23 protein-coding genes are annotated in these 23,543 nt (G+C 35.6%); 9 read left to right on the top strand and 14 right to left on the bottom strand.

The genetic code is table 11. The annotated features are described in order from the left end of the window. Positions 1 to 375: 375 nt before the first annotated feature. Positions 376 to 1,776 carry a YfcC family protein gene (locus ACKVQX_RS06595; RefSeq protein ID WP_087680839.1) on the bottom strand — a complete coding sequence of 467 codons (1,401 nt, stop codon included), beginning with the start codon at positions 1,774 to 1,776 and terminating at the stop codon, positions 376 to 378. 201 nt (positions 1,777 to 1,977) lie between these two features. Continuing rightward, a complete protein-coding gene (locus ACKVQX_RS06590; RefSeq protein WP_409136124.1) occupies positions 1,978 to 3,024 on the bottom strand; it encodes a glucosaminidase domain-containing protein in 1,047 nt (348 codons plus the stop codon). 181 nt (positions 3,025 to 3,205) lie between these two features. Between ACKVQX_RS06590 and ACKVQX_RS06585 the strand changes: the two genes are divergently transcribed. Then, complete coding sequence (locus tag ACKVQX_RS06585) at positions 3,206 to 3,775, top strand: undecaprenyl-diphosphatase (RefSeq protein WP_409136123.1); 570 nt, start codon at positions 3,206 to 3,208, stop codon at positions 3,773 to 3,775. A gap of 179 nt (positions 3,776 to 3,954) precedes the next feature. Then, a complete protein-coding gene (locus ACKVQX_RS06580) occupies positions 3,955 to 4,152 on the top strand; it encodes a hypothetical protein (protein WP_068453309.1) in 198 nt (65 codons plus the stop codon). Between the two features lie 166 nt (positions 4,153 to 4,318). On the opposite strand, the gene ACKVQX_RS06575 is transcribed toward ACKVQX_RS06580, so the two are convergent. From ACKVQX_RS06575 to ACKVQX_RS06540, 8 genes are all read right to left on the bottom strand, one after another. After that, positions 4,319 to 4,585, bottom strand: coding sequence for a hypothetical protein (locus tag ACKVQX_RS06575; RefSeq protein WP_068453307.1), 267 nt, complete (start codon positions 4,583 to 4,585; stop codon positions 4,319 to 4,321). Positions 4,586 to 4,695: 110 nt separating this feature from the next. Continuing rightward, positions 4,696 to 5,331 carry a DsbA family protein gene (locus tag ACKVQX_RS06570; protein WP_409136122.1) on the bottom strand — a complete coding sequence of 212 codons (636 nt, stop codon included), beginning with the start codon at positions 5,329 to 5,331 and terminating at the stop codon, positions 4,696 to 4,698. Between the two features lie 9 nt (positions 5,332 to 5,340). Then, positions 5,341 to 5,691: a rhodanese-like domain-containing protein gene (locus ACKVQX_RS06565; protein ID WP_068453303.1), complete on the bottom strand. Its 351-nt coding sequence runs from the start codon at positions 5,689 to 5,691 to the stop codon at positions 5,341 to 5,343. A 13-nt stretch (positions 5,692 to 5,704) separates the two neighbouring features. Beyond that, on the bottom strand, positions 5,705 to 6,478 hold the full coding sequence (locus ACKVQX_RS06560) for a sulfite exporter TauE/SafE family protein (RefSeq protein ID WP_325921319.1): 774 nt from the start codon (positions 6,476 to 6,478) through the stop codon (positions 5,705 to 5,707). Positions 6,479 to 6,507: 29 nt separating this feature from the next. Then, positions 6,508 to 6,735 (bottom strand): sulfurtransferase TusA family protein, encoded by a 228-nt coding sequence (locus tag ACKVQX_RS06555; RefSeq protein WP_068453299.1) that lies wholly within the window; start codon positions 6,733 to 6,735, stop codon positions 6,508 to 6,510. A 56-nt stretch (positions 6,736 to 6,791) separates the two neighbouring features. Beyond that, on the bottom strand, positions 6,792 to 7,913 hold the full coding sequence (locus ACKVQX_RS06550) for an MBL fold metallo-hydrolase (protein WP_285215024.1): 1,122 nt from the start codon (positions 7,911 to 7,913) through the stop codon (positions 6,792 to 6,794). Between the two features lie 84 nt (positions 7,914 to 7,997). Beyond that, on the bottom strand, positions 7,998 to 8,393 hold the full coding sequence (locus ACKVQX_RS06545) for a DsrE/DsrF/DrsH-like family protein (RefSeq protein WP_087680830.1): 396 nt from the start codon (positions 8,391 to 8,393) through the stop codon (positions 7,998 to 8,000). A gap of 19 nt (positions 8,394 to 8,412) precedes the next feature. Next, positions 8,413 to 8,967, bottom strand: coding sequence for a sulfurtransferase TusA family protein (locus ACKVQX_RS06540; RefSeq protein WP_087680829.1), 555 nt, complete (start codon positions 8,965 to 8,967; stop codon positions 8,413 to 8,415). Positions 8,968 to 9,216: 249 nt separating this feature from the next. Here ACKVQX_RS06540 and ACKVQX_RS06535 point away from each other — a divergent pair, with 249 nt between their 5' ends. Next, positions 9,217 to 10,911 carry a methyl-accepting chemotaxis protein gene (locus ACKVQX_RS06535; protein ID WP_165442705.1) on the top strand — a complete coding sequence of 565 codons (1,695 nt, stop codon included), beginning with the start codon at positions 9,217 to 9,219 and terminating at the stop codon, positions 10,909 to 10,911. Positions 10,912 to 11,010: 99 nt separating this feature from the next. Here ACKVQX_RS06535 and kdpC read toward each other — a convergent pair whose 3' ends face one another. The 4 genes from kdpC to ACKVQX_RS06515 are packed head-to-tail and all read right to left on the bottom strand — an operon-like array spanning position 11,011 to position 15,462. After that, positions 11,011 to 11,613, bottom strand: coding sequence for a potassium-transporting ATPase subunit KdpC (gene kdpC, locus ACKVQX_RS06530; protein WP_068453288.1), 603 nt, complete (start codon positions 11,611 to 11,613; stop codon positions 11,011 to 11,013). 12 nt (positions 11,614 to 11,625) lie between these two features. After that, positions 11,626 to 13,662, bottom strand: a complete 2,037-nt coding sequence (gene kdpB, locus ACKVQX_RS06525) for a potassium-transporting ATPase subunit KdpB (protein ID WP_409136121.1) — start codon at positions 13,660 to 13,662, stop codon at positions 11,626 to 11,628. A gap of 12 nt (positions 13,663 to 13,674) precedes the next feature. Beyond that, a complete protein-coding gene (kdpA, locus tag ACKVQX_RS06520) occupies positions 13,675 to 15,375 on the bottom strand; it encodes a potassium-transporting ATPase subunit KdpA (RefSeq protein WP_409136120.1) in 1,701 nt (566 codons plus the stop codon). A gap of 12 nt (positions 15,376 to 15,387) precedes the next feature. Next, positions 15,388 to 15,462 carry a potassium-transporting ATPase subunit F gene (locus ACKVQX_RS06515; RefSeq protein WP_368634018.1) on the bottom strand — a complete coding sequence of 25 codons (75 nt, stop codon included), beginning with the start codon at positions 15,460 to 15,462 and terminating at the stop codon, positions 15,388 to 15,390. A 265-nt stretch (positions 15,463 to 15,727) separates the two neighbouring features. On the opposite strand from ACKVQX_RS06515, the gene ACKVQX_RS06510 reads away from it, so the two are divergent. The 6 genes from ACKVQX_RS06510 (at position 15,728) to ACKVQX_RS06485 (ending at position 23,526) form a co-directional block, all read left to right on the top strand. Further along, positions 15,728 to 18,340, top strand: a complete 2,613-nt coding sequence (locus ACKVQX_RS06510) for a DUF4118 domain-containing protein (RefSeq protein ID WP_409136119.1) — start codon at positions 15,728 to 15,730, stop codon at positions 18,338 to 18,340. Then, positions 18,340 to 19,038 (top strand): response regulator transcription factor, encoded by a 699-nt coding sequence (locus ACKVQX_RS06505; protein WP_087680842.1) that lies wholly within the window; start codon positions 18,340 to 18,342, stop codon positions 19,036 to 19,038. Before ACKVQX_RS06510 ends, ACKVQX_RS06505 begins: the two co-directional genes overlap by 1 nt. 4 nt (positions 19,039 to 19,042) lie before the next feature. Continuing rightward, complete coding sequence (locus ACKVQX_RS06500) at positions 19,043 to 19,741, top strand: response regulator transcription factor (protein WP_343174998.1); 699 nt, start codon at positions 19,043 to 19,045, stop codon at positions 19,739 to 19,741. Continuing rightward, positions 19,738 to 20,721 carry a sensor histidine kinase gene (locus ACKVQX_RS06495; RefSeq protein ID WP_409136118.1) on the top strand — a complete coding sequence of 328 codons (984 nt, stop codon included), beginning with the start codon at positions 19,738 to 19,740 and terminating at the stop codon, positions 20,719 to 20,721. The genes ACKVQX_RS06500 and ACKVQX_RS06495 overlap by 4 nt, the downstream gene beginning before the upstream one ends. Positions 20,722 to 20,801: 80 nt before the next feature. Next, positions 20,802 to 21,563, top strand: coding sequence for an ABC transporter ATP-binding protein (locus tag ACKVQX_RS06490; protein WP_087680822.1), 762 nt, complete (start codon positions 20,802 to 20,804; stop codon positions 21,561 to 21,563). Next, the gene (locus ACKVQX_RS06485; protein WP_409136117.1) at positions 21,553 to 23,526 is read left to right on the top strand and encodes an FtsX-like permease family protein; all 1,974 of its coding nucleotides are present in this window, start codon (positions 21,553 to 21,555) and stop codon (positions 23,524 to 23,526) included. Before ACKVQX_RS06490 ends, ACKVQX_RS06485 begins: the two co-directional genes overlap by 11 nt. Positions 23,527 to 23,543: the final 17 nt, after the last annotated feature.

Below are 23,543 nucleotides of genomic sequence, written 5' to 3'. Positions count from 1 at the left end.
TTACTATACCAAGCATAAATTTCAATCAGATGTCAGTTCATTCTCACACATGTTACAACAATATTACACATAGTGGTATAATTTGGATGTAAAAGCCTTAGATTGCTGTATTTTCACTATAAAACGTATAGAATCAACATTTTAAACATCCATTTTTTTACTTCAAAATTCTTTTCATTCAAAAATAAAACTACTTTTTTTATTTATTTTTTATAAAATAATCGAGATTTCATAAAATTTTATCGTATTTTTTATACATAACGGACTCTTATATGACAAAAACAGCTTCTATTTCAATACATATAAAAAAAGATGAAAGGAAAAATCCCTTCATCTCTTTTCTATATTGTTTGAGTTTCTACTATTATATGTTGGTTAAAACGGACCGTAATTCATCGCATGTGCCACAATTAAAATAATAATGCTGACAATTACTTGTGCGATAAAGAATGGAATATACCATCTTACCCACTTATTCCACTGGATTCCCGCAACTGCAAGTGCAGCGATTAATGCACCATTTGTCGGGAACAATAAGGCTGCAATCCCATCGCCTAATTGGAAAGCGAGAACTGCCGTTTGACGCGTAACATTCACTAAATCAGCAAGCGGCGCCATAATTGGCATTGTTAAAGCTGCTTGTCCACTTTGTGATGGAATTAAGAAATTAATCACCATTTGAATAAACATCATCGCAACTGCTGTTAAAGCAGATGGGACACCTGATAACATATTGCTCATATAATGAAGCATTGTGTCTAATAAACCGCCTGATTGGAAGATAACAAGGACTGCCTGTGCTAAACCGATAATCAATGCACCACCAAGTAGTTCACTGGCACCTTTTACAAAGCTGTTCGCGATTTCTGATGGAATTAAACCACCAACAATCCCCATAATAATACCTGTCAATAAGAATAGACCTGCTAATTCAGGAATAAACCACTCATACAGTTTGACACCTAAAATAAGTACAACAAAGTTTAGCATGAATACGGTTAATACTAATTTATGACGTAATGTCATTTTTAATGTCTTGTCTTTATCTTTTGGACTAAACTGACCGAACTTACCGTAAATACCGAGTTCTGGATTTTTTTGGACTTTTGAAGCATGACGATAAATGAAAAAGCTCGCCATTAATACAAAAATAATAAATACGACAATACGAAGTCCCATACCTGAGAAGGTTGGAAGTTCTGCAATGCCTTGTGCAACTGCGGTTGAGAATGGATTTAAAAACCCGGCTGTGAAGCCCATCCATGCACCCATTACAACAATTGCAAAACCAGTCACTGCATCAAAACCAAGTGCAATGGTCAAAGGAACGATGAGTGCTACATAAACGGCAACTTCATCACTCATCCCCATTGTTGCACCACAAATCGCAAAGAATAGTACGAATACAGGGATCATCAATTTTTCTTTACGCTTCATTTTTTCAGCAAATGTCACAACAAATGTATCAAGCGCACCTGTTGCGTTCATAATACCGAAAACACCACCGATAATTAGTACGAAGAAGATTGTTCCTGCACCATTTACCATACCTGCATGAATACTTGTGAAAATATCTAGAAATCCAACAGGTGTATTGTCCACAAATTGAAAGGAATCGGCTACTAATATTTCACGTCCATCCTTCTCTACCTTATCAAACTGACCAGCAGGCACAAAATAAGTTAAAATAGCTGAAATCACAATTAAACTAAAAATTAATACATATGCATTAATCCCTTGTGCTGCTCCTTTTTTTGCTTTATCTCTCTTAAACATCTTGATGTATAACTCCTAACGATTAATTGAATATTTATGATATAAATTGTTTTTAAATGCAGTCATAATTATACATTCAAAAAATTTTTTATACAATACTATTTCAACTTTTTTCGACAAAAAAACAAAAAAGAATACGTTTATGCACTAATATTATCCACTTAAATGAATAATTGGTATAAACGTATTCATGTACATACATTATTTTAAGGATTGTAAATAGATGATTTGCCCTTCATATACAAAAGAAGAGTCTAACTGATTCAAAATTAACAAGTTTTGTTCTGTTGTTTGGTACTTTGCCGCGATACTCGCTAACGAATCACCTTGCTGAATCACATAACGTAATGGTGTATTCTTTTGTGCTAGATTTTTCTTATTCCCTCTTACATCGACAACTAATTTTTGTTTAATTTGAATGGTCGCATGCGTTAAACTATTCCATTTCTTTAATTGTGCTGTCGTAATACCATGTCGTGCGGCAATACTTGTTAATGAATCACCTTTTTTCACACGATAGTATTTAGTCGGTGTATAGATGATTCTTTGAGTAGGTACAACTTGTTGACCATTTTGTTCTTTTACTTCTGCGCTATCTAAAATGCTTTCTGGTTTCGCGCTCACTGCATTTTCTACTTCACTAGCTACAGCTGTCGATTTTAGACGATCAAACCTTGTTAAATCATACCTTTCGATAATTTGATTCAGCTTTTTACTATAGCTTAAGTCACTCGCATATCTTCCTGCTAAAATAGCTGTCGCATCTCTGTAACTTTTTGTATTCTCCTTCCATGCCCCTGCATAATAGTTTGGACTATATGTTAGCCCATTCCGAATAAGTTTTGCATAATCTTCTAAAGACTCTGTATACGATGTATATTTTTTAAATGTAGAGCGTATTTGATATGTGCCGCTATCTTTATACTCTTTCGTTTGGAAGGTTGCACCTTGGCCATTGTATTTCCCTTTCATACCAAAAAGATTATAAATCGGTGCTTGGCTTAGCCCACTATTGCCATAATTACTTTCTAAAATAGTTTGTGCCAACATAACAGAGGCATAAATACCATATTGATTACTTAATCTGACAACCTCAGGTGAGATTTGATTGATGAATGGATGACTTGTAGATATTGATGGGAGGCTTTTCTTTGGGGTAGCTTGCGCGTATAAAGATGAAGTCGTTAATGGTACAGCTAAAATACTCACAGATAATATTAAGCTATACAATCTTTTTTTTCTATTCAATTAAAATACCACCTTTTTTTACAAATAATGTATCATTCCACTTATTTACATACCCGATATTTTTTTATCTTAACCTTTTTTACAAGAATGGAACCTTTCTCAAATTTTATAGTCTATGTAAAGAGATTGGCTAAACTATGCTACAATAGCTATTGAAATTTAAAGGAAAAGAGTGACATCATTGAATTATGAATTACTAAAAGCCATTAATGATTTGGCTGGAAAATCTTCTGTTGTAGATGCAATCATGATTTTCGCAACAAACTACGCAGTTCCCGTTTTTGCAATCGTCTTACTAATGATGTGGTTCTTTGGAAAAGAGTATATGAAAAAAACCGTTGTTTACTCCGCTCTTTCAGGTGTTCTTGGTATTTTAATAAACGTACTGATTAGTAAAATTTATTTTGAGCCACGCCCTTTTGTGACACATGATGACTTAAATGTACTTGTGGAACACGCAAGAGACGCTTCATTCCCAAGTGACCATACGACAGGTGCGATTGCACTTGCTTTTGCAATTGCACTACGCAACAAACGAATTGGTATTGTCATGATGGTTTTCGCACTTTTAACAGGTTTTTCTCGCATGTATGTGGGGAACCATTACCCTGGTGATGTAGTAGTAGGTATCGTAATCGGTTTATTAGTCGCCTACACTGTAAATAAACTGGCATTTTTAGTTGAACCGCTTGCTAACTTTATCGTTGCAGTTTATCGTGCATTACCATTTGTACCAAAGAAAACAATATAATTGTTTTATACTACACATAAAGGGTAAACAATTTTCATACCGAAAGTTGTCTACCCTTTTCTATATGTTTTGTCAAATGAAAAACTAAATTAATTGACAATTCTAACGATTAGATGTATGATTAGTTCACAAAGTTGACACAGTTTACGGAATGCTTCATACAAAAGGAGGAAATCATCATGAACATCTATGACATTATTTTAATTGCTGCAGGTTTGATTTCAATTCCCGTCGTTTGTGCAATCTGGTTAGACTTCTCTTATAGTAAAGGTAAAAAAGTTTCATTTTCTCTACCGCGTATGTTAGGTTGGTACGCTGCAATCTTCGTTATTTCTTATGTACCAGCTGCATTTATGATTTACAACATGAAAAACTAAAAACGGTGATATATTTCAAACATACCTACCATGACCAAAAAACCAAGTAGTCACTTGACGGACAAGTGACTACTTGGTTTTTTTGGCTCTTCTAACAAAAAAAGAAGCTACTTTATCGTAGCCTCTTTCATTTTATTGTTAACTTTTCTTCCTTTGCGCTATGATTTTAAACACCAAGTGCTGTAGATAGCATAAAGATAAAGAAAATACCCCCAAGAATACCTAGAATATTTACAACAACTAATACATTTCTTTCTCCTTTATATACACTAACTGCAGTTAAAATGGCACCAATCATATATAAGAAGAAACCTAGAAAAATAAATACATTACTTGATAAAAAATCAATTGCCTGATCTGTAAATGGTGGTACTAATAGAAATAAACCAACAAATACAAAAAAGAACGATGCTCGTGAAAATGCGCGTGACATAGTAACACTCCTTTTTTAAATCGTACAAAATCCCACTAGATAGCATACCATGAAACACATAGTAACTCCTAGTGGGATTTCAGAGATGACAAGAAATCGTGCAATTTTTGTTAATTTTCACCAGCTGTTTGTTTTAACGTACGAATGAAGACTTCTTCTGGTTCCGCACCAATAATACCAAAGCGATTATCAAACACAAAAAATGGTGCACGGTCTACACCAATTTGTTGTGCATCATATGCATCTTGGTCAAGTTCTTGTTGGTAGTCTTGCCCATCTAAAATTCGTTTTGCTTCTTTTTTTGAATAACCAAGTTCTTCAATTACTGAAAATAAATATTCTCGATCTGCAAGATTTTCCCCTTCAACAAAGTGCCCTTGCATTAATCTTTCTGTCCATTCATGCTCTTTTTGCTCTTTTACCATCCATTTTGCAAGGCGATGTGCATCTGCTGTATTCGCTGGAATCATTGTATCAAAATGATACGTTAATCCGACTTCGTTCGCATGTTGTTGTAATTCTGCTAAAAATGTATCCACTTTTTCAGCTCGTCCATCCATACTTTCAAGCAAATAGTCTTTATAAGGTTGTTGAACGGCGCCTTGAATTTCTGGATGTACTTCGTAATTTTTATATTGAATTTCGATTGGCTCTTGTAGATTCGCTTTTTCAATTGCTTGCATGAGTTTTTGCTTGCCTATATAACAAAAAGGACACGTATAATCTGTAAAAACTTCAATTTTCATGATGTACCCCTATCTCCAGGCACTCATACCACCTCGTACATTTGTGATGTCTGAAAAGCCTAGTTTTTTTAATTGTTTACATGCCTGCATACTGCGCATACCGCTCTGACAAATTACAACGACTTTTTTCGATGAATCGAGTGTACTGTAATTTGATCCCAGTGGCATATTTTTAAATTCTTTAATATGACGACTCTTATATTCTGCTGGTGTTCGAACATCTAAATAGATTGTATTTGCAGGTTTCTTTTTTAGTTGTTCTTTTAAATCGGCTGTTGTCATTTGATTTACGCCCTTTGCCCCTTTCATACGTAGGACAAAAAATAATACAACGACAGCAGCTATAATGATCCAAACCATATTGTTCCCCTCCTTACATTAAAATATCAAACCAAATTTTTGCGGCTGTTGCTAAAATCAGAATAGCTAGGAAAATTTGTAATGCTTTAATATTCATTTTTTTACTTACTTTTGTTCCAATAGGTGCTGCAATTAGACTTGCTACAATCATAATAATCGCGGGAATCCAGTCCACTTGCCCTGTTGTAATCTTGCCGATTGAGCCACCAATAGACGCGATAAACGTAATGGCAAGACTAGATGCAATCGTAATACGTGTTGGAATTCCTAGTATGACTAACATAATCGGTACGAGGATGAATCCTCCACCTGCTCCAACGATTCCTGATGCGACACCAACTAGAATAGCTAAAAAGAAAGCTAATCCCTTATTAAAAACAATGTCACCTTGTTGTTCAACTTTTTTCTTTGGTATAAACATCATAACAGCAGCTAATATCGCGAGTATACCATATACCATGTTGACACTTTCTTCATTAAAGTAACTTGAACCGAAGCTACCGACAAAACTACCGAGTACAATTCCTGTACCCATCGTTAAAATGAGTGGTTTATGCAGTAAATTACTACCACGATAAGCAAGTACGCCCGCAATGGAAGCAAACATGACTTCCACTGCGCTAATACCTGATACTTGATGTGATGTAAATGCTGCAAAACCAAATAGTGGCGGTACATACAGTAATAATGGGAACTTAATAATCGCCCCGCCAATACCGAGCATACCTGAAATGAAGCTCCCAATTAATCCAATCCCAAATATGGTTAAGATCCATGTAATATCCACGGGAGTCCCTTCTTTCTAGATGAAGGTATTTATGCTTTTTGTAAGATAAATACGTATTCATCTCCATTTTCTTGTTGTTCTACAATCTTGTTGCCACTTGCATTTGCCCATGCTGGAATATCTGCTAATGCACCTTTATCTGTTACAGTTACTTCTAACACTTGACCTGATTCTAATTGGTCCATTGCTTTCTTCGTACGTACGATTGGCATTGGACAAGATAAACCTTTTGCATCTAGTTGTAAATCAATTTTCATTTTTATATCCTCTTTTCATTTTAATTATATAGAAATAGTTATTAATCCTCAAATACTTATCTTACTGCACAGCGGTTCGGTCCGATTTCCATCTCTGTTTGTTCATCAGCTGATGGCGTTAAACGTCCCATATTCACATGGCGAATTTGCGTATAAGCATTTGGTTGTGGTGGTAAGTTGTCTGTTACTGTTTTACGGAATTCTTCTTCATTTTCAATATTTAAGCCATGGTTTTCTGCTAATAAGTCACCAAAACGTTTACCTACTGTACCATCTTCATTTAATTCTTCAATAATCATAAAGTGCGCTGGTAACACGTATAAATCCTCACTTAATTGGCGATAACGATTGTAAAGTGTTTCACGTAAATCACCCACCCAATCTTCTGCTAAACCAGCTAAGTCTGGGCGACCAATTGAATCGATGAATAAAATATCACCTGTTAAGAAATATTTTTCGTCAATAATGAATGATGTAGAACCAATTGTATGTCCTGGTGAATAGATCGCTTGAATATCAATTTTAGTTTGACCGATTTGTACAGTTGTTGCATCTTCAAGTGGTGCATAATCGAACACGACTTCTTCTGCATCTTTTGGCGGTAAATAGTATGTTGCACCCGTTTTTTCTGCTAGTAAACGACCTCCTGAAATATGGTCTGCATGTAAATGTGTATCGAATACGTGACGAATAACGGCATTTTTTTCTTTTGCAAAGTTTTCAAATACATCTGCAAAACGTACAGCATCGATTACTGCTGCTTCCCCTTCTGAAATTACCATATAAGACAGACAGCCTTTACCTAGACGAACAAATTGATATAATTCGCCACCATTTTCTAAATCAGCTACTTTTAAAGGCTCTAAATAGCTACTCCAAGCTTTCATACCGCCTTCTAAATAACCTACTTTTACACCAGCTTCATCTAACATTTCAGCTACCATGACAGATGAACCTTCTTTAGCACATACAACTAAAATTTCTTTGTCTTTTGGTAATTGAGGTACTAATTCTTCTACACCGTCTAGTAAATCGAAGTAAGGAATATTCATATATTCGAAGTTTTCACCGTCAATTTTCCAATCTTCAAATGCATCTTGATTACGTACATCTAAAATAAATAATTGTTTTTTATGAATGACATAGTTTGCTACTTTTTGAGCTGTCCATTTTTCCATTTTAAATTACCCCCATAGGTATTATTTTTTCGTAAATAAAAGGGATGTCTATCTAGGATAGACAAAACCCTGTTTGTCTTGTAATTAGAAGCTTAATGATGGTGCGGCATCTTTTGCAAATTCTAAGAATGTTACAGCGCCACCTACATCGATTCCGTCAATTAAATCTTCTTTTTGAATATTCATAACGTCCATTGTCATTTGACAAGCGATGAATGTTACACCTAGATCTTGTGCCATTTCTACTAATTCAGGAATGGATGGTACGTTTGCATTCGCAAAACCTGCTGCTACTTGCTCACTACCTGCTGGAGCTGATAAGTGGTGCATACCTTGTTTGTGGATTAAATTTAAACCTTCGAATGTGAAGAAAATAGCTACTTCTTTTTCTGTTGCTGCTGCTGCAGTTGCGATATTGAATACTTTATAAGCGTCGAAAAGACCACCGTTACTTGCGATAATTGCTACTTTGTTTGACATGATTATTTTCCTCCAATAATTAAATAGTTTTTTCTAATTCGCCTGTGTATGCTGTCATACCAGGTAAAACATTATATACATGTTTAAATCCATGTTCTGCTAATTGTTGGCACGCTAAATCACTTCTTGTACCTGTTCTGCAGATTACATAGTATGTTTTTGTTTTGTCTAATTTCTCCATATTATCAAATAATTCTCCAAAAGGAATTGATGTTGCACCTTTTATATGTCCAAAGGCATATTCAACTTCTTCACGAACATCTAATACGATTGAATCATTCGAAATATTCTGCACTTCTTCAAGTGAAGCAGTTTGTTCAAATGTTTTTTCACGTTCTTCTGCTTCATTACATTTACGTAGGTAATGTTTTAACACAGAACCTTCTTCAACTAAACCAATGTACTGATGTCCTGTTGAAGCTGCCCAAGCTTGTAAGTCCGCTTTGGAGCCCGCATCCGTAGCAATTACTTCTACTGTTTCGCCAACCTCCATTGTATTCATCGTTTTTTTTGTTTTAACGATGGGCATTGGACAAGCTAAACCTTGTACATCGAGTTGATGATCTGTTCTCATTTCTCTGCCTCCCTATACCACTATGGGTATTTTTCTTTCTAAAAAAATAGGTTTGCGATAACGCATAACCGATTTCCTAGTTACACTATAGTATACCCCAATAGGTATTGTCAACAATTTAATTCAAAAGAAAATAGTCACACTTTCAATAAAGCTATGTTGAAACTTTATTCATATTATCAAAAAAACAATAGAATTACTTTTATGATTCCTTTATACTATTTTTATAAACAGTCAGGAGGAACCACAATGAAAAAGCTATTAAATTTTAAAACAATCAAAATGCGCATTTTATTTAGTTTTGCGATTGTTTTAGTTCTATTTTTAGGCTATGGGTATTATAGCCTAACTGTAATTAAGAATGTCCAAGATGGTATGAATGTTATGGTATCAAAAGATTTAAAACTACAAATTGCAAATCAACGCGTTGCATCAAATTTCTCTGTGCAAATTGCAGCTGCACGCGGCTATATTTTGTCTGATGATCCGAAATATAAAGATATTTTCGAAGAATACAATAAGTCGCGAATGGAGAATGAACACACAATCAATCAAATTAGCGATAAAGAAATTGCAAAGGACTTAGTAGACAAAACAGACAGTTGGTATACATATATTCAAGATGAAGTATTTGCTGTATATGAAAAAGGTGATGTCAAAACTGCTGCAAAAAATTTAACTTCTGTTGATGAAGCTGGTACAGAAATCCGAAAAGGTTTTGAAGAATTAGCTGATTTACGTTCAGATGCTATGGCAAAAAATGGTGAGGAACTTTATAAAATCGCTAAAAAAGGTGAAGTATATACATTTATTCTAGCAGTTATTATTATTCTCTTAACCATTGTTATCTCTATGCTTTCTGCTCGTGTTATTTCACAACCAATCATTACGATTACTGCTCGTCTGAAAAAGATTGCTTCTGGAGATTTAACGGAAAAGACAGTATCTGTTACACGCCGTGATGAAATTGGTCAATTAGGTTATGCTTCAAACGACTTAACAGAAAAATTACAACATACCATTGCTTCTATGCAAGATGTGGCACAAAATGTGGCAGGTCATAGTGATTCATTAGCACAGTCAGCAGATGAAATTAAACAAGGTTCAAATCAAATCTCTATAACGATGCAAGAATTAGCTGAAGGTACAGAAGAACAAGCATCGCACGCAGGAGAACTCTCTTCTTCTACAGATGCTTTCGTACAAGTGATTCGTACTGCAAGTGACAAAGGAAACGAAATTTATAATCACTCTACACAAGTACTTGATTTCACATCAAATGGTGCTGAACTAATGGAAAAATCAACAGACCAAATGAAAACAATTGATCAAATTATGAATCATGCAGTTGAAAATATGCAAGAATTAAATCGTGAATCAGAACAAATCTCCATGCTTGTGAAAGTGATTAATGGGGTTGCAGATCAAACAAACTTACTTGCACTCAATGCTGCAATTGAAGCGGCACGTGCAGGTGAAGCTGGTAAAGGATTTGCCGTTGTGGCAGATGAAGTGAGAAAATTAGCAGAGCAAGTATCAAGTTCAGTAACGGATATTTCAAATATCGTTGAAAAAATTCAAGCGAATACAACATTAGTGTCCACTTCTTTAGAACATGGTTATGGCGAAGTTGTACGTGGCACTGAACAGATTCAAACAACGAGTGAAACATTCGAAACAATCCATAAAGCTGTGACTTCAATGGCTACAGGAGTTAAAAGCATCTCGAACGATTTACAAGACATTGAACAATCTTCACGTACAATTCAAGTAGCAGTCGATGAAATTTCATCTGTCTCAGAAGAATCTGCTGCAGGGGTAGAAGAAACAACAGCTACGATTCAACAAACAACAAGTTCAATGGAACAAATCTCTTCAAATGCTGATGAACTGGCAACAATGGCACAACAATTAAATCAAGTAGTACGTCAATTTAAGTTATAAAATAAGATTCAAATATAAAAAAAGCAGCAATCGCATCGTGACGCGATTGCTGTCTTTTTATTTCGAATTTGAATTCTCTCAATTTTTCATGATGTCTATTTAAGAATTAAGTTGACGGTAGATTTGTTGATTAGCTTTTAAAACATTCATTTTTTCTTCTCCAAAGATACCTAATGAACGTGAATCTGTAGCTTGTTCGATAATTTTTTTCAAATCATCTATTGATAAGCCTGTTGTTTCATGCAAGCGATCTAATTGAATTTTCGCCGCTTTAAGCGAAATATGTGGATCTAATCCAGATCCTGATGCAGTCAGTAAATCTGCAGGGATCTGTTGTTTTTCGACGGTTGGGTGCTGTTGTAAAAACTGCGCTACATCTTGTTCGATACGTTTCATCAATTCAGGGTTGGAAGGTGCATAGTTTGCACTACCTGAGCGAACGCCCTCTTTATTTTCTGTATTTTTTTCATAAATATTATATGCAATAGCTGACGGTCTTGATTGAAAATATTGATCTTGTTCAAATGTTTGACCGATTAAAGCTGAGCCAATTACTTGTCCCTTTTCTTCTATTAAACTGCCGTTCGCTTGATTTTTAAAGACGATCTGTGCGACTCCTGTCGTTATAAGTGGATATGCCAAGCCACAAATCCCCATCCATACGATTGTAATAAGTAATGCAACTTTCAATTGTTGCCACATCGACATGCCCTCCTATGATAACCCTAAACTTTTTAAAATAGGTGTAATGATTACGTCAATTAGTTTAATACCAATGAATGGGATAACTAATCCACCTACTCCATAAATAAGTAAATTCTTGCGTAATAATCGGTTTGCACTCATCGGACGATACGGAACACCTTTCATTGCGATTGGAATCAGTAATGGAATAATAAGCGCATTGAATAATAAGGCTGATAGAACTGCACTTATCGGTGAAGACAGATGCATTAAATTGAACATTTGCATTCCTGGAATTCCTATTAAAAAGATAGCTGGAATAATCGCAAAGTACTTAGCTACGTCATTTGCAATACTAAATGTTGTCAAAGCACCTCTTGTCATTAATAACTGTTTCCCAATTTGTACAATTTCAATGATTTTCGTAGGATTTGAATCTAAATCCACCATGTTCGCTGCTTCTTTTGCAGCATTTGTTCCTGAATTCATCGCCACACCTACATTGGCTTGTGCAAGTGCAGGTGCATCATTTGTTCCATCGCCTGTCATCGCGACTACTTTACCTTCGCGCTGTGCTTTTCGAATCACTTCGAGTTTATCTTCAGGCTTACTTTCCGCAATGAATGAATCTACACCTGCTTCTTCTGCAATAGCAGCAGCCGTCAATGGATTATCACCTGTACACATAATCGTTTGAATGCCCATCTTTCGTAAGAGTTGAAAACGCTCCTTTAGCCCCTCTTTTACAACATCTTTTAAATAGATAGCACCTAAAATTTCTTTATTCTTTGTAACAACAAGTGGTGTTCCACCCTTATTTGAAATCATTTGAACAGCTGCTTCTACCTCATTCGGACAAGATCCTACATATTTTTTCACAGTGTCAAATGCGCCTTTTCGATAGGTTGTCCCGTCCTCTAAATTGATTCCACTCATACGTGTTTGTGCAGTAAATGGTACTTCCTCAAAAGTTTGAGTTGTTCGAGATATATCTACACCTTTTTGTTCAATTAACGTTAAAATAGATTTACCTTCTGGGGTATCATCAGCTAGTGAACTATAATAAGCTGCTTCCATTAAATCTTGTAACTCTACTGTCTGCGCTGTATGAAAAGATGTAGCCATACGATTGCCGTATGTAATCGTTCCAGTCTTATCTAAAATTAAGACATCGACATCACCACAGGCTTCTACAGCTCGCCCGTCTTTCGCAATCACATTAAATTGTGTGACACGGTCCATTCCTGCAATGCCAATCGCAGATAATAAGCCACCTATTGTCGTTGGAATCAAACAAACCATTAATGCAATCAAAGTCGCTAGTGGAATCATTAAGTCGAAGTAATCTGCCATTGGCTTTAATGTTACGACGACAAGCAAAAAGATGATTGTTAAACTAACTAATAATGTACTTAAAGCAATCTCATTTGGTGTCTTTTGTCTTTTTGCCCCTTCAATTAACGCAATCATTTGATCTAAAAAAGAAGCACCTGGAAGTGAAGTAATTTCAATTATAATTTCATCACTTGTGACAATCGTTCCACCTGTTACCGAAGAAAAGTCTCCTCCTCTTTCTTTTACTACAGGTGCTGATTCACCTGTAATAGCTGATTCATCGACTGTTGCTACACCTTCAATCACTTCTCCGTCGTTTGGAATGACTTCTCCTGCTCGAACAATCACTCGGTCTCCCTTCATCAATGTAGAAGCTTCAACCCATTGTTCTTTTCCTTCCTTTATAATTCGCGCTCGCATCGACGTTTTGGTTTTCTTTAACGTTTCGACTTGCGCTTTTCCGCGTCCTTGTGTCATCGCTTCTGCAAAATTCGCAAACCAGATGGTGATTCCTAAAATAATAGCGATGATTGCATTATATCGACGCGGCGAATCATCATGTAACATTTGTGGAAACAGCGTAAATAGAATTGTTGCGAAAAAGCCAATCTCTACTACAAACATCACTGGATTCTTCACCATGTACATGGGATTAAACTTTAAGCATGCTTGCCAACAAGCCGACAAAACAAATTTTTTAGAAAAAATCTGTTCTTTTTGCATAGTTGTCATTTTCTTCACTCCTTAACGTATCGTTAAAAACTCTTGAATGGGCCCTAATGTTAGTGCAGGTAAGAATGTTAATGCACCTACTACAAGAACAATTGTGAATAAGAATGTTCCGAAAAGTGGTGTATCTGTTTGTAAAGTACCAACTGAATCTGGTTGTTCAGGCTTTCTGGCGATTAGTGTCGCAATGGCTAATTGTAAAATAATCGACGTATACCGTCCGAAGAACATTGCTAAGCCAGTCGTGACATTCCAAAATGTCGTATTATCTGCTAACCCTTCAAATCCTGATCCATTATTTGCTGCTGATGAAGCATATTCATATAAAATTTGTGATAAACCATGCGCACCTGGATTGGTAATCCCTTCAACACCTCCTGCTGCTGAAACAGCAAGTGCAGAAAATCCTAAAATAATAAATGGATGAATTAAAATACATAAGGCAATAAACTTCATTTCCTTTGCTTCAATTTTTCTTCCTAAAAATTGCGGTGTACGCCCAATCATTAAACAAGCAAGGAAGATGGCTAATAGGACGTACATCATCATATTCATAAGACCCACGCCTTTTCCACCAAATACGACATTTAACATCATATTAAATAGCGGAACCATGCCTCCTATTGGCGTTAATGTATCATGCATATTATTAATCGTCCCTGTTGTAAATGCTGTTGTGACTTCTGTAAACAATGCAGATTGCTCAATTCCAAAACGAATCTCTTTTCCTTCCATACTGCCATTTGATTGATCAATGCCAAGTGCTGTAATGAGTGGATTACCAGCCTTTTCGCTTATATAAATTGCAGTAAGTCCAATTAAGAATAGAGCACCCATTACAGTGAATAACACCGCGCCCTGCTTTCCAATGACAACATGCTTATGTGGTTGCTTTCGATAGGCAATCATCAAACCAAATGCTACAACGCATGCACCTGGTAATAACATCATCGATAATATTTCGATTACATTCGTTAGAGCTGTTGGATTTTCAAATGGTGTAGAGGAATTAGCTCCATTAAAACCACCGCCATTCGTACCTAAATGTTTAATAGATTCCATCGAAGCAATCGGTCCTAACGCGAGATCCTGTGACTTGCCTTCCAATGTTGTAATCGTCTGGTTTTGTGCTAATGTTTGCGGAACGCCCTGCCATACGAGTGCAAGTGCAACAACGAATGAAAAAGGTAATAAAATACGGACGATGATTCGTGTGAAATCTTTGTAAAAATTACCGATTCGATCTGTTTTTGCAATAAAGCGACGACAAAATGCCATACATACTGCGTAGCCTGAAGCTGCAGAGGTGAACATCATGAAGGTAATAACAATCATTTGTGCAAAATAACTCATCGCTGATTCACCACTATAATGCTGTAAATTCGTATTCGTCATAAACGAAATGACTGTGTTGAATGCAAGCGTCGGTTCCATATTCTCAATTTGGTTCGGATTTAAAAATACATATTTTTGAAGACGAAGTATGAGATAACTCACTATAATCATGCAAGCATTACTCAATAGTAAAGCAATAATATATTGCTTCCCTGTCATCTCCTGCTGCTTCACACCTGTTATTTTATAAAGTATATTTTCAATTTTCTGAAAAAAAGAATTAAAAACTGTTTTTTGATTCATTGTTACTTGATATACATACCGCCCGACAAGTAATACGAGCGGTATGTAGATGATTAAAACGAACACAATCTGTAACATCATAAATCCTCCCTATCTTTCTGGATACAATAGTGCATAAAATAAATAGACAAATATACACAGACATACAATAAACAACTCTAGCATGTTATTCCTCCTATTGATTTTTCGACTTATGATTACACCATTGTGTAAAAGCAAATAACACGCCGAAACTACTGAAAACTAGAGCAATCATGAAAAGTTCTAACATATCCGTCACCTTCTTTCTTGTGTAAAACTACTATAAAATAAAAAAAATTAAGGTGACATTTAGATTCGCCAAGAAATATTAAGATGGCATTAAGATGTAAAGAGCTCGCTTTTTTTTCATAAAAAATGGTTATAATGAGGAAAAGGTGGTGTTATTCGAATGAATAAAAAAAGAGGGAAATTAAAAATTTTTTTAGGATACGCAGCAGGTGTAGGAAAAACATATGCCATGCTCAAAGAAACACATGAACAACTTGCACTTGGAAAAGACATTGTTGTTGGTTATATAGAACCGCATGACCGACCTGAAACAAAGAGATTGATAGATGGTTTGGAATGTATCAAAACAATCGATGTTCATTATAAAGGTCGCGTATTTCAAGAACTTCATTTGAATGCAATTATTGAAAGGATGCCAGAATGTGTCGTCATTGATGAATTAGCTCATTCTAATACACCTGGATTACGCCATGAAAAGCGTTTTGGAGATATAGAGGAATTATTAAATCGTGGGGTTGATGTATATACAACCATCAATATTCAACATATTGAAAGTTTGCATGACCTAGTCGAAAGTATTACAGGAATTCCTGTAAATGAGCGTGTACCCGATTGGATGATTGACCGCGCCGATGAAATTCAACTAGTTGATTTAGAACCAAGTGTACTTATTCAACGACTAAAGGACGGGAAAATATATGCGCCTGAGCGAGCTAAACAAGCATTACAAAATTTCTTCACCTTACCACACTTAATTGCATTACGTGAAATCGCACTGCGCAGAATCGCTGATAGTGTGCATAAAAGGATTCCACTCGAACATGCAAAAGAACATATTCTTGTCGGTATTAGTAGCTCACCTACGAATGCAAAGGTTATTCGCACAGCAGCTCGTCTTGTTCAATCACTGCATGCTGAATTTTCTTGTGTGTATGTAATGGATGACTCGAATGAACTTGAAGCAGAGGATCAAGAACGACTACAGAAAAATATCGAATTAGCTGAACAATTAGGAGGCACAGTCGTTATATTACGAGAAAATAATCCATCTGCTGCAATCGCGAATTATGCAAAAATAAGTGGTGTAACCAAAGTCGTTCTAGGTAAAACAATGGGTAAAACAACATGGTTTACAAGACGAAAATTAACAGATGCTGTCAATGCTTTCATACCATCAATTGATTTATACATTGTACCTGATTATGAAAATGCGCAAAAAAAGTCAAAAAGAAAAGAAATTGATCTTTCATTACAATGGCTGGACTTTCTTAAAATGATTTGTATCTTTACATGCGTCGCTTTACTCGGCATGTTTTTTCAGTACCTTGGATTAAGTGAATCTAACATTATTACCATCTTTATTTTAGGTGTATTAATCGTAGCAATTTGGACTACTAGTTGGCTTATGAACATTATTAGTTCTGCTATTGCTGTTTTAGAATTCAACTTTCTTTTTACACAACCTATTTTTTCATTTGAAGCTTATCATAAAGACTATCCTATGACATTTTTTATTATGTTTTTAGCAGGGCTTCTAACAAGTAGCCTAGCTAAAAAGATTCGCAAACAAGAGCAAACAGCGATTTATAATAGTTACCGAATCGAAACATTATTAGATGCCAACCGTACATTACAAAGTGCCAAAAATGTTGACGAACTGATGAACATTGGATGTCAAGAAATGATTAAAAATACGCAAGCACCCATTATGCTTTATACAATTGAACAAAAAAAGATACAAAGTGCAGCTTACTTCCCTTGCGCACATTTAACGACACAACAAAATGAGCATGCAAAAAAAAAGTTAGCGAATTCAAATGAACAAGCAATTGTACAGTGGTGTATCTATAATCAAAAAGCTGCTGGTCAGACAACGAATATTTTTAAAGACGCTTTTGCATATTATATTCCCTTCTCTTTTCATGATGAAGTACAAGTAGTACTAGCGATTACATTTAAACAACAACAACCTTTTTCAAAGTTTGAAAAACAAATTATGTATGCTATTTTAAATGAACTTACGCTTTCATACGAACAGTTCTATTTACTAGAAGAAAATATGGTAGTAGCAAAAGAAAAAGAACTAGAACAAATTCAGTCGAACTTATTACGTTCTATTTCACATGATTTAAGAACACCACTAACTAGTATTTCTGGGCATGCTTCTTTATTAAAAACAGCTGGGACACAATTAACAAACGAACAAAAATATACTCTATACGAAGATTTAGATTATAATGCGAATCGACTCATTCAATTAGTTGAAAATTTATTAGCGGCTTCTAAAATTTCAAATGGACAGTTATCATTGCATATACATGAAGAATTAATTGAAGATATCTTTCAAGATTGTTTAGAGCAAATTGCGAAACATTCAGAGCGACCTATTCAGGTTGACATACAAGAGCCAAACTTAAGCGCGAAAATGGACGTCCGCCTGATTAGACAGGTGATTTATAATTTACTTGATAATGCCATTCAACATACCGAGCCATATTGTCATATTTACTTAAAAGCTTATGAAGAGGACGGATTGATTTTGATTGAAGTACGTGATAATGGACAAGGGATTTCTCCCAATATAAAAGAGGCTCTTTTCCACCCCACTACTTTTTATCACTTAAAACAACATGATGCAAAACGTGGTTTAGGGATCGGTTTATCACTTTGTCAAAACATTTTACAGATTCATCAAAGTGAATTGCACGTAAAAGATGCGATCCCACATGGCGCTATTTTCACATTTTCTTTAGAGAAAGGAAGCGATATATGATGACACAACCTATTTTAATCGTAGAAGATGATCCTGCTATTACGCATTTTATACAAATGGCACTTGAATTACAGCACTACCCTTTTGAACATGCGCGCTCTGGTAAAGAAGCTTATGAAAAACTACTTACATCAAAGCCTATATTGATGATTTTAGATTTAGGGCTTCCTGACATGGACGGACAGGAAATTATCACTAAAACGCGTCAATGGTCTTCTATTCCAATCATCGTTGTTAGTGCTAGAGGTGAAGAACACGATAAAATCCAAGCATTGGATGCTGGAGCAGATGATTATGTGACAAAACCATTTAGTATGGATGAATTATTAGCGCGTATTCGTGTAGCACTTCGCCGAGTACAACATCCGCTACATGTACAAGAACAGCCGACTTTTCAAAATGGCCCATTAACCATTCATTATGATGCTAATCGCGTCTTTTTATATGAGGAAGAAATTCATTTAACGCCTAATGAATATATTTTATTAGAGACCTTTAGTAAGCATGTTGGAAAAGTTCTCACACACAATTTTCTGTTAAAGTCCATTTGGCAAGATGCTTTAGAAACAGATTTACCAAATCTTCGTGTATTTATGACAACTCTTCGAAAAAAATTGGAGAACCCACATGTTAAGTTAATTCAAACGCATATTCGTGTAGGTTATCGTATGATTCATGTAGATGAAAGGAGCGAGTAAAGAGATGCAACGCATTTTTTTAATTGAAGACGATGAAGCCATCGCCAGACAAATTCAACAGCATTTTCAGCATTGGGGTTTACAGACCACTATCGCAAACGATTTTCAACAAATTATGAAGGAGGTGCGTAGTGTAGATCCAGCTCTCGTTATTATTGATATTCAATTACCCGCATACGATGGCTTTCATTGGTGTCGAGAAATACGCGCAGAGTCGAAAATTCCAATTATCTTTTTATCTTCGCGCGACCAACCAATGGATTCCATTATGGCGATGCAATTAGGAGCAGATGATTATGTACAAAAACCTTTTCACATGGATGTATTACTCTCTAAAATCCAAGCACTTTTAAGAAGAACTTATGAGTATACACAAGTTGAAAAAGAAACCGTACATCAATGGAATGGCATTCAAATTGATTATGCAAGAAGCGTTCTCCTACGCAATCACCGACAAGTCGAACTGACGAAAAATGAGCAATTTATTTTAAAAGTATTACTAGAAAAACCGGATGAAATTGTTTCAAGAGACGATTTAATGCGTCGATTGTGGGATGATGAGCGCTTCGTCAATGACAATACATTAACCGTAAACGTGAACCGTTTACGCCATAAATTAAGTGACATCGGTTTAGATGATGTCATTGAAACGAAAAAGGGGTTAGGTTATGTAGCAGTGACGAAAGGAAACCTGACAACATGATGAAACTATTTTTTAAAGATCATCTCATCTGGTTTTTATTATTATTTGTTTTATTTCTTTGGATGAATCTTTTATTTGTATTGGATACAGGCTTACAGACTGTTTCTGTTATTTATTTGAATGGGACATCATTATTTATTGTAGTAGTGGTTGTAAGTATTTATGCCCTATGGTGGCGAAAACAATTAAAAAAACAGGCCTTTTCTTCTTATCATGCTTCTTCTGTTATGGGGCTTTATGAAAAAGAATATGAGCGGTTACGTGTAGAATTAAAACAAGCTGAAAATCAATTATTCACGAAGTTTCAAGAACAAGCTGATGAACAAATACGTTGGATTCATGAGATGAAAACACCGTTAACTGCGCAAAAACTCATGATTGATGCACTTCCACCCTCCCCTGCAAAACAGCAAATTGATTTAGAATGGCATCGCTTGCATTTTTTATTAGATCAAACATTACATACATTACGCATGGAAAGCCTAGAACAAGATTTAATTTTACAAGAGGTCTCTCTCCGTCCACTTGTAATAGAAGAAATCAAACAGCTACGAAGCTGGTTTTTAGAAAAAGAGCTTGAAATTAATTTAGACGACTTCTCTACTTCCATCTACAGTGATGCAAAATGGTTACGTTTTATTTTGCGTCAAATTTTATCGAATGCGATTAAATATAGTCACGTTGGTCAATCTATCCATATTTACAGCGGGACATCACAAGATGGGCATACATTTTTAGCCGTTCAAGATACAGGTGTCGGGATTGAACAACATGATCTACCACGTGTTTTTCAACGTGGCTTCACAGGAGGTTACGGACGTAAACAGCAGGCGGCTACAGGGATGGGTCTTTATTTAGCACAGAATATCGCGCGTAAACTAAAAATCCAACTACAAGTAGATTCAACTGTCAAACAAGGGACAACCGTTCGCTTATATTTCCCTCACCCGAATACATTTGTCGACCTTCAAGCAATATGACAAAAATGTCACGTAAAACGAACGATTGTCACATCGATTCGCTTTAAGATGAATATAAGACTTGAAGGAGGCAATATACAATGGATCTTGTAAAAGCACGTAAACTAACAAAAAGTTATGGTAAAAAACAAAACGTACAACAAGTATTAAAAGGGATTGATTTAGATGTACAAGCTGGTGAGTTTGTGGGGATTATGGGCGCGTCGGGTTCTGGCAAAACGACATTATTGAATGTTTTATGCTCGATTGATACACCGACTAGCGGCATTGTCGAAATTAATGGACATGCGTTACATGAGCAATCGTCGAAAAAATTAGCACAATTGCGTCGAACAGAGATGGGGTTTATCTTTCAAGATTACAACCTCTTAGACACATTGACGGTTAAAGAAAATATTCTACTACCGCTCGCTGTGAATAAAATTAAAAAAGACGAAGCAGAGTCTCGCTGTGTGACACTGATGAAACAACTTGGGATTGAAGAGTTAAAAAATAAATACCCAAATGAAATTTCAGGTGGTCAAAAACAAAGAACAGCTGCTGCACGTGCATTAATTATGAAACCATCGATTATTTTTGGAGATGAACCAACAGGCGCACTTGATTCAAAATCTGCAACCTCTCTACTTGAAAGTTTAGAAGCATTAAACAAAGCTTATCGTGTAACAATTATGATGGTCACACATGACCCTGTAGCCGCAAGCTATTGTAATCGCGTACTCTTTTTAAAAGATGGTTCAATCTATACGGAATTATATAAAGGGGATCAAACACATAAACAGTTTTTTGCACAGATTATGAATACACAAGCTGTATTAGGCGGTGATTTACGTGAGCTTTAATACGCTTGTCTTTCGAAGTATGCGAAAAAATATTCGTCACTATTATCTTTATTTCTTCGCTTTAATTTTTAGTGCTACACTCTACTTTTCATTCACAACGATTTCGTCAAATGATGATGTCACACATATGCGAAACGCCGATTTAAAAGCGGGAGCTGCTTTCCAAGTAGGTTCGATTATTTTAATCATCATTGTGGCTGTCTTTGTTTTTTATGCCAACCACCTATTTATGAAGCGTCGCAGTCGTGAAATTGGCTTATATCAACTCATTGGTATGCCAAAATCAAAAATTAATAGCATGATTTGTATTGAAAACTTTATTCTTTTCACATCCGCAGTTAGTCTTGGCGTGTTAATTGGCTATTTCTTCTCACGTTTTTTCACAATGGCCTTTTTAAAAGTCATCGGTAGCGATGATTTTGTGGAGATGTACTTTTCGACAGATGCACTAGTACAAACACTTGTTGTTTTTGCGATTATTTTTGGTTTTATCTTATTACAAACAATGTGGCTGATCGCCCGTTCAAAGCTATTAGATCTTTTCCAAGCTGAAAGTAAGTCCGAACAGCAAGTCAAAAAAATCGCGCCTTATCAGCTCGTTCTTGGACTACTTGGCATTGTATTGATTGGTTTCGGCTATTACCGTTCGAGCATTTTATTCGAAGTAAAAAATACGATTACATTGAACGACTTATTTATTGCGATGGCAATTATTTTATTCTCTGTTATCATTGGAACATTTTTATTTTTCCGTTACTCTGTTTCTTTTTTATTCAACGTCATCCGCTCGAGTAAAAAAGGACATCTTAATATTACAGATGTTGTAGCAGTAACACCGATTATTCACCGGATTCGCTCAAGCTCACTTTCGCTATCACTTATTACGATTTTAACCGCACTTGCACTTGGCATTTTGTCACTCGGCTCAATTGCTTATTATGGCGTACATGCTACAGCGAATCAAAATTCATCGTATGACTTTGTTACATTCAACAATCAAGGTTCTTTTGAACAGCAATTAAAAAAGGAACAGATTTATTTTAAAAAGCAAACGTTTCAGATTGTAAGTGCCGATATCGACACACAAAATTTATTAAAAGAAAAACCTACAGATGATGCACTTGAAAACATTTCAAACAAAACACAAGTTGTCGCATTCTCTGACGCCAAAAGAGTATTCCCTTCCATTAACATAACAGATGATGAAGCTTATTTAACAGGCTATAGTCAAATGATGGCGAGTATTATTCCACTTGAAAGTGGGCGTTCCATTCAAGTGTTACTACCTGGTCTTACAAAAAATTTGCGCGTCAAAACTATTGAAAAGCAGGCAATTGTCCCTTCGTATTTAACATCGGGCGTTCCAGCAGTCGTTGTTTCAGATTCATTATTTAAGCAGCTACAAGAAAATAAAAAAGTTCAAAAAATGACAGCTTGGCATTCATTCACAGGCTATACAGTTCCAGAACAGGACATCAAACAGGCTACAGAGCTTTACTTTAAAACTACAAATGATGGCACATTCAAATCGAAAAAACAAGAACTGCATCCAAAACCAAAAGCCATCTTAATTAAAGCATTACAAGAACAGATGGGGCTTGTTATCTTCATTGCTGGTTTTATCGGTCTTGCTTTCTTATTTACATCTGGTAGTATTTTATACTTTAAACAAATGTCAGAAGCAGATGAAGAACGAACTTCGTTTACAACGATGCGAAAAATCGGCTTCTCTGAACAAGAGATTATGCGTGGCATCTATATGAAGCAACTATTTAATTTTGGTATTCCACTCGTAATTGGTCTATTGCACAGTTACTTTGCGGTCAAATCCGGATGGATGTTCTTTGGTACAGAACTTTATACACCACTCTTTATGACGATGGGAATTTATATTTTACTCTATTCCATTTTCGCCCTTTTAACGACACAGTATTATAAAAATGTTGTGCGACAAGCACTTTAAATAGTACACTGTAGAGG

The organism is Kurthia sp. ISK08 (assembly GCF_046159805.1).
Lineage (GTDB): Bacteria > Bacillota > Bacilli > Bacillales_A > Planococcaceae > Kurthia > Kurthia gibsonii.
This window is presented reverse-complemented; position numbering and strand designations above follow the sequence as displayed.

Excerpts from the sequence above, each read along its gene's own strand:
- kdpA (WP_409136120.1), bottom strand. The coding sequence starts at position 15,375 with ATGTTACAGATTGTGTTCGTTTTAATCATCTACATACCGCTCGTATTA.
- ACKVQX_RS06595 (WP_087680839.1), bottom strand. The coding sequence starts at position 1,776 with ATGTTTAAGAGAGATAAAGCAAAAAAAGGAGCAGCACAAGGGATTAAT.
- ACKVQX_RS06535 (WP_165442705.1), top strand. The coding sequence starts at position 9,217 with ATGAAAAAGCTATTAAATTTTAAAACAATCAAAATGCGCATTTTATTT.
- ACKVQX_RS06565 (WP_068453303.1), bottom strand. The coding sequence starts at position 5,691 with ATGGTTTGGATCATTATAGCTGCTGTCGTTGTATTATTTTTTGTCCTA.
- ACKVQX_RS06575 (WP_068453307.1), bottom strand. The coding sequence starts at position 4,585 with ATGTCACGCGCATTTTCACGAGCATCGTTCTTTTTTGTATTTGTTGGT.
- ACKVQX_RS06510 (WP_409136119.1), top strand. The coding sequence starts at position 15,728 with ATGAATAAAAAAAGAGGGAAATTAAAAATTTTTTTAGGATACGCAGCA.
- kdpB (WP_409136121.1), bottom strand. The coding sequence starts at position 13,662 with ATGACAACTATGCAAAAAGAACAGATTTTTTCTAAAAAATTTGTTTTG.
- ACKVQX_RS06570 (WP_409136122.1), bottom strand. The coding sequence starts at position 5,331 with ATGAAAATTGAAGTTTTTACAGATTATACGTGTCCTTTTTGTTATATA.
- ACKVQX_RS06555 (WP_068453299.1), bottom strand. The coding sequence starts at position 6,735 with ATGAAAATTGATTTACAACTAGATGCAAAAGGTTTATCTTGTCCAATG.
- ACKVQX_RS06545 (WP_087680830.1), bottom strand. The coding sequence starts at position 8,393 with ATGTCAAACAAAGTAGCAATTATCGCAAGTAACGGTGGTCTTTTCGAC.
- ACKVQX_RS06540 (WP_087680829.1), bottom strand. The coding sequence starts at position 8,967 with ATGAGAACAGATCATCAACTCGATGTACAAGGTTTAGCTTGTCCAATG.
- ACKVQX_RS06490 (WP_087680822.1), top strand. The coding sequence starts at position 20,802 with ATGGATCTTGTAAAAGCACGTAAACTAACAAAAAGTTATGGTAAAAAA.
- kdpC (WP_068453288.1), bottom strand. The coding sequence starts at position 11,613 with ATGTGGCAACAATTGAAAGTTGCATTACTTATTACAATCGTATGGATG.
- ACKVQX_RS06505 (WP_087680842.1), top strand. The coding sequence starts at position 18,340 with ATGACACAACCTATTTTAATCGTAGAAGATGATCCTGCTATTACGCAT.
- ACKVQX_RS06495 (WP_409136118.1), top strand. The coding sequence starts at position 19,738 with ATGATGAAACTATTTTTTAAAGATCATCTCATCTGGTTTTTATTATTA.
- ACKVQX_RS06550 (WP_285215024.1), bottom strand. The coding sequence starts at position 7,913 with ATGGAAAAATGGACAGCTCAAAAAGTAGCAAACTATGTCATTCATAAA.
- ACKVQX_RS06500 (WP_343174998.1), top strand. The coding sequence starts at position 19,043 with ATGCAACGCATTTTTTTAATTGAAGACGATGAAGCCATCGCCAGACAA.
- ACKVQX_RS06580 (WP_068453309.1), top strand. The coding sequence starts at position 3,955 with ATGAACATCTATGACATTATTTTAATTGCTGCAGGTTTGATTTCAATT.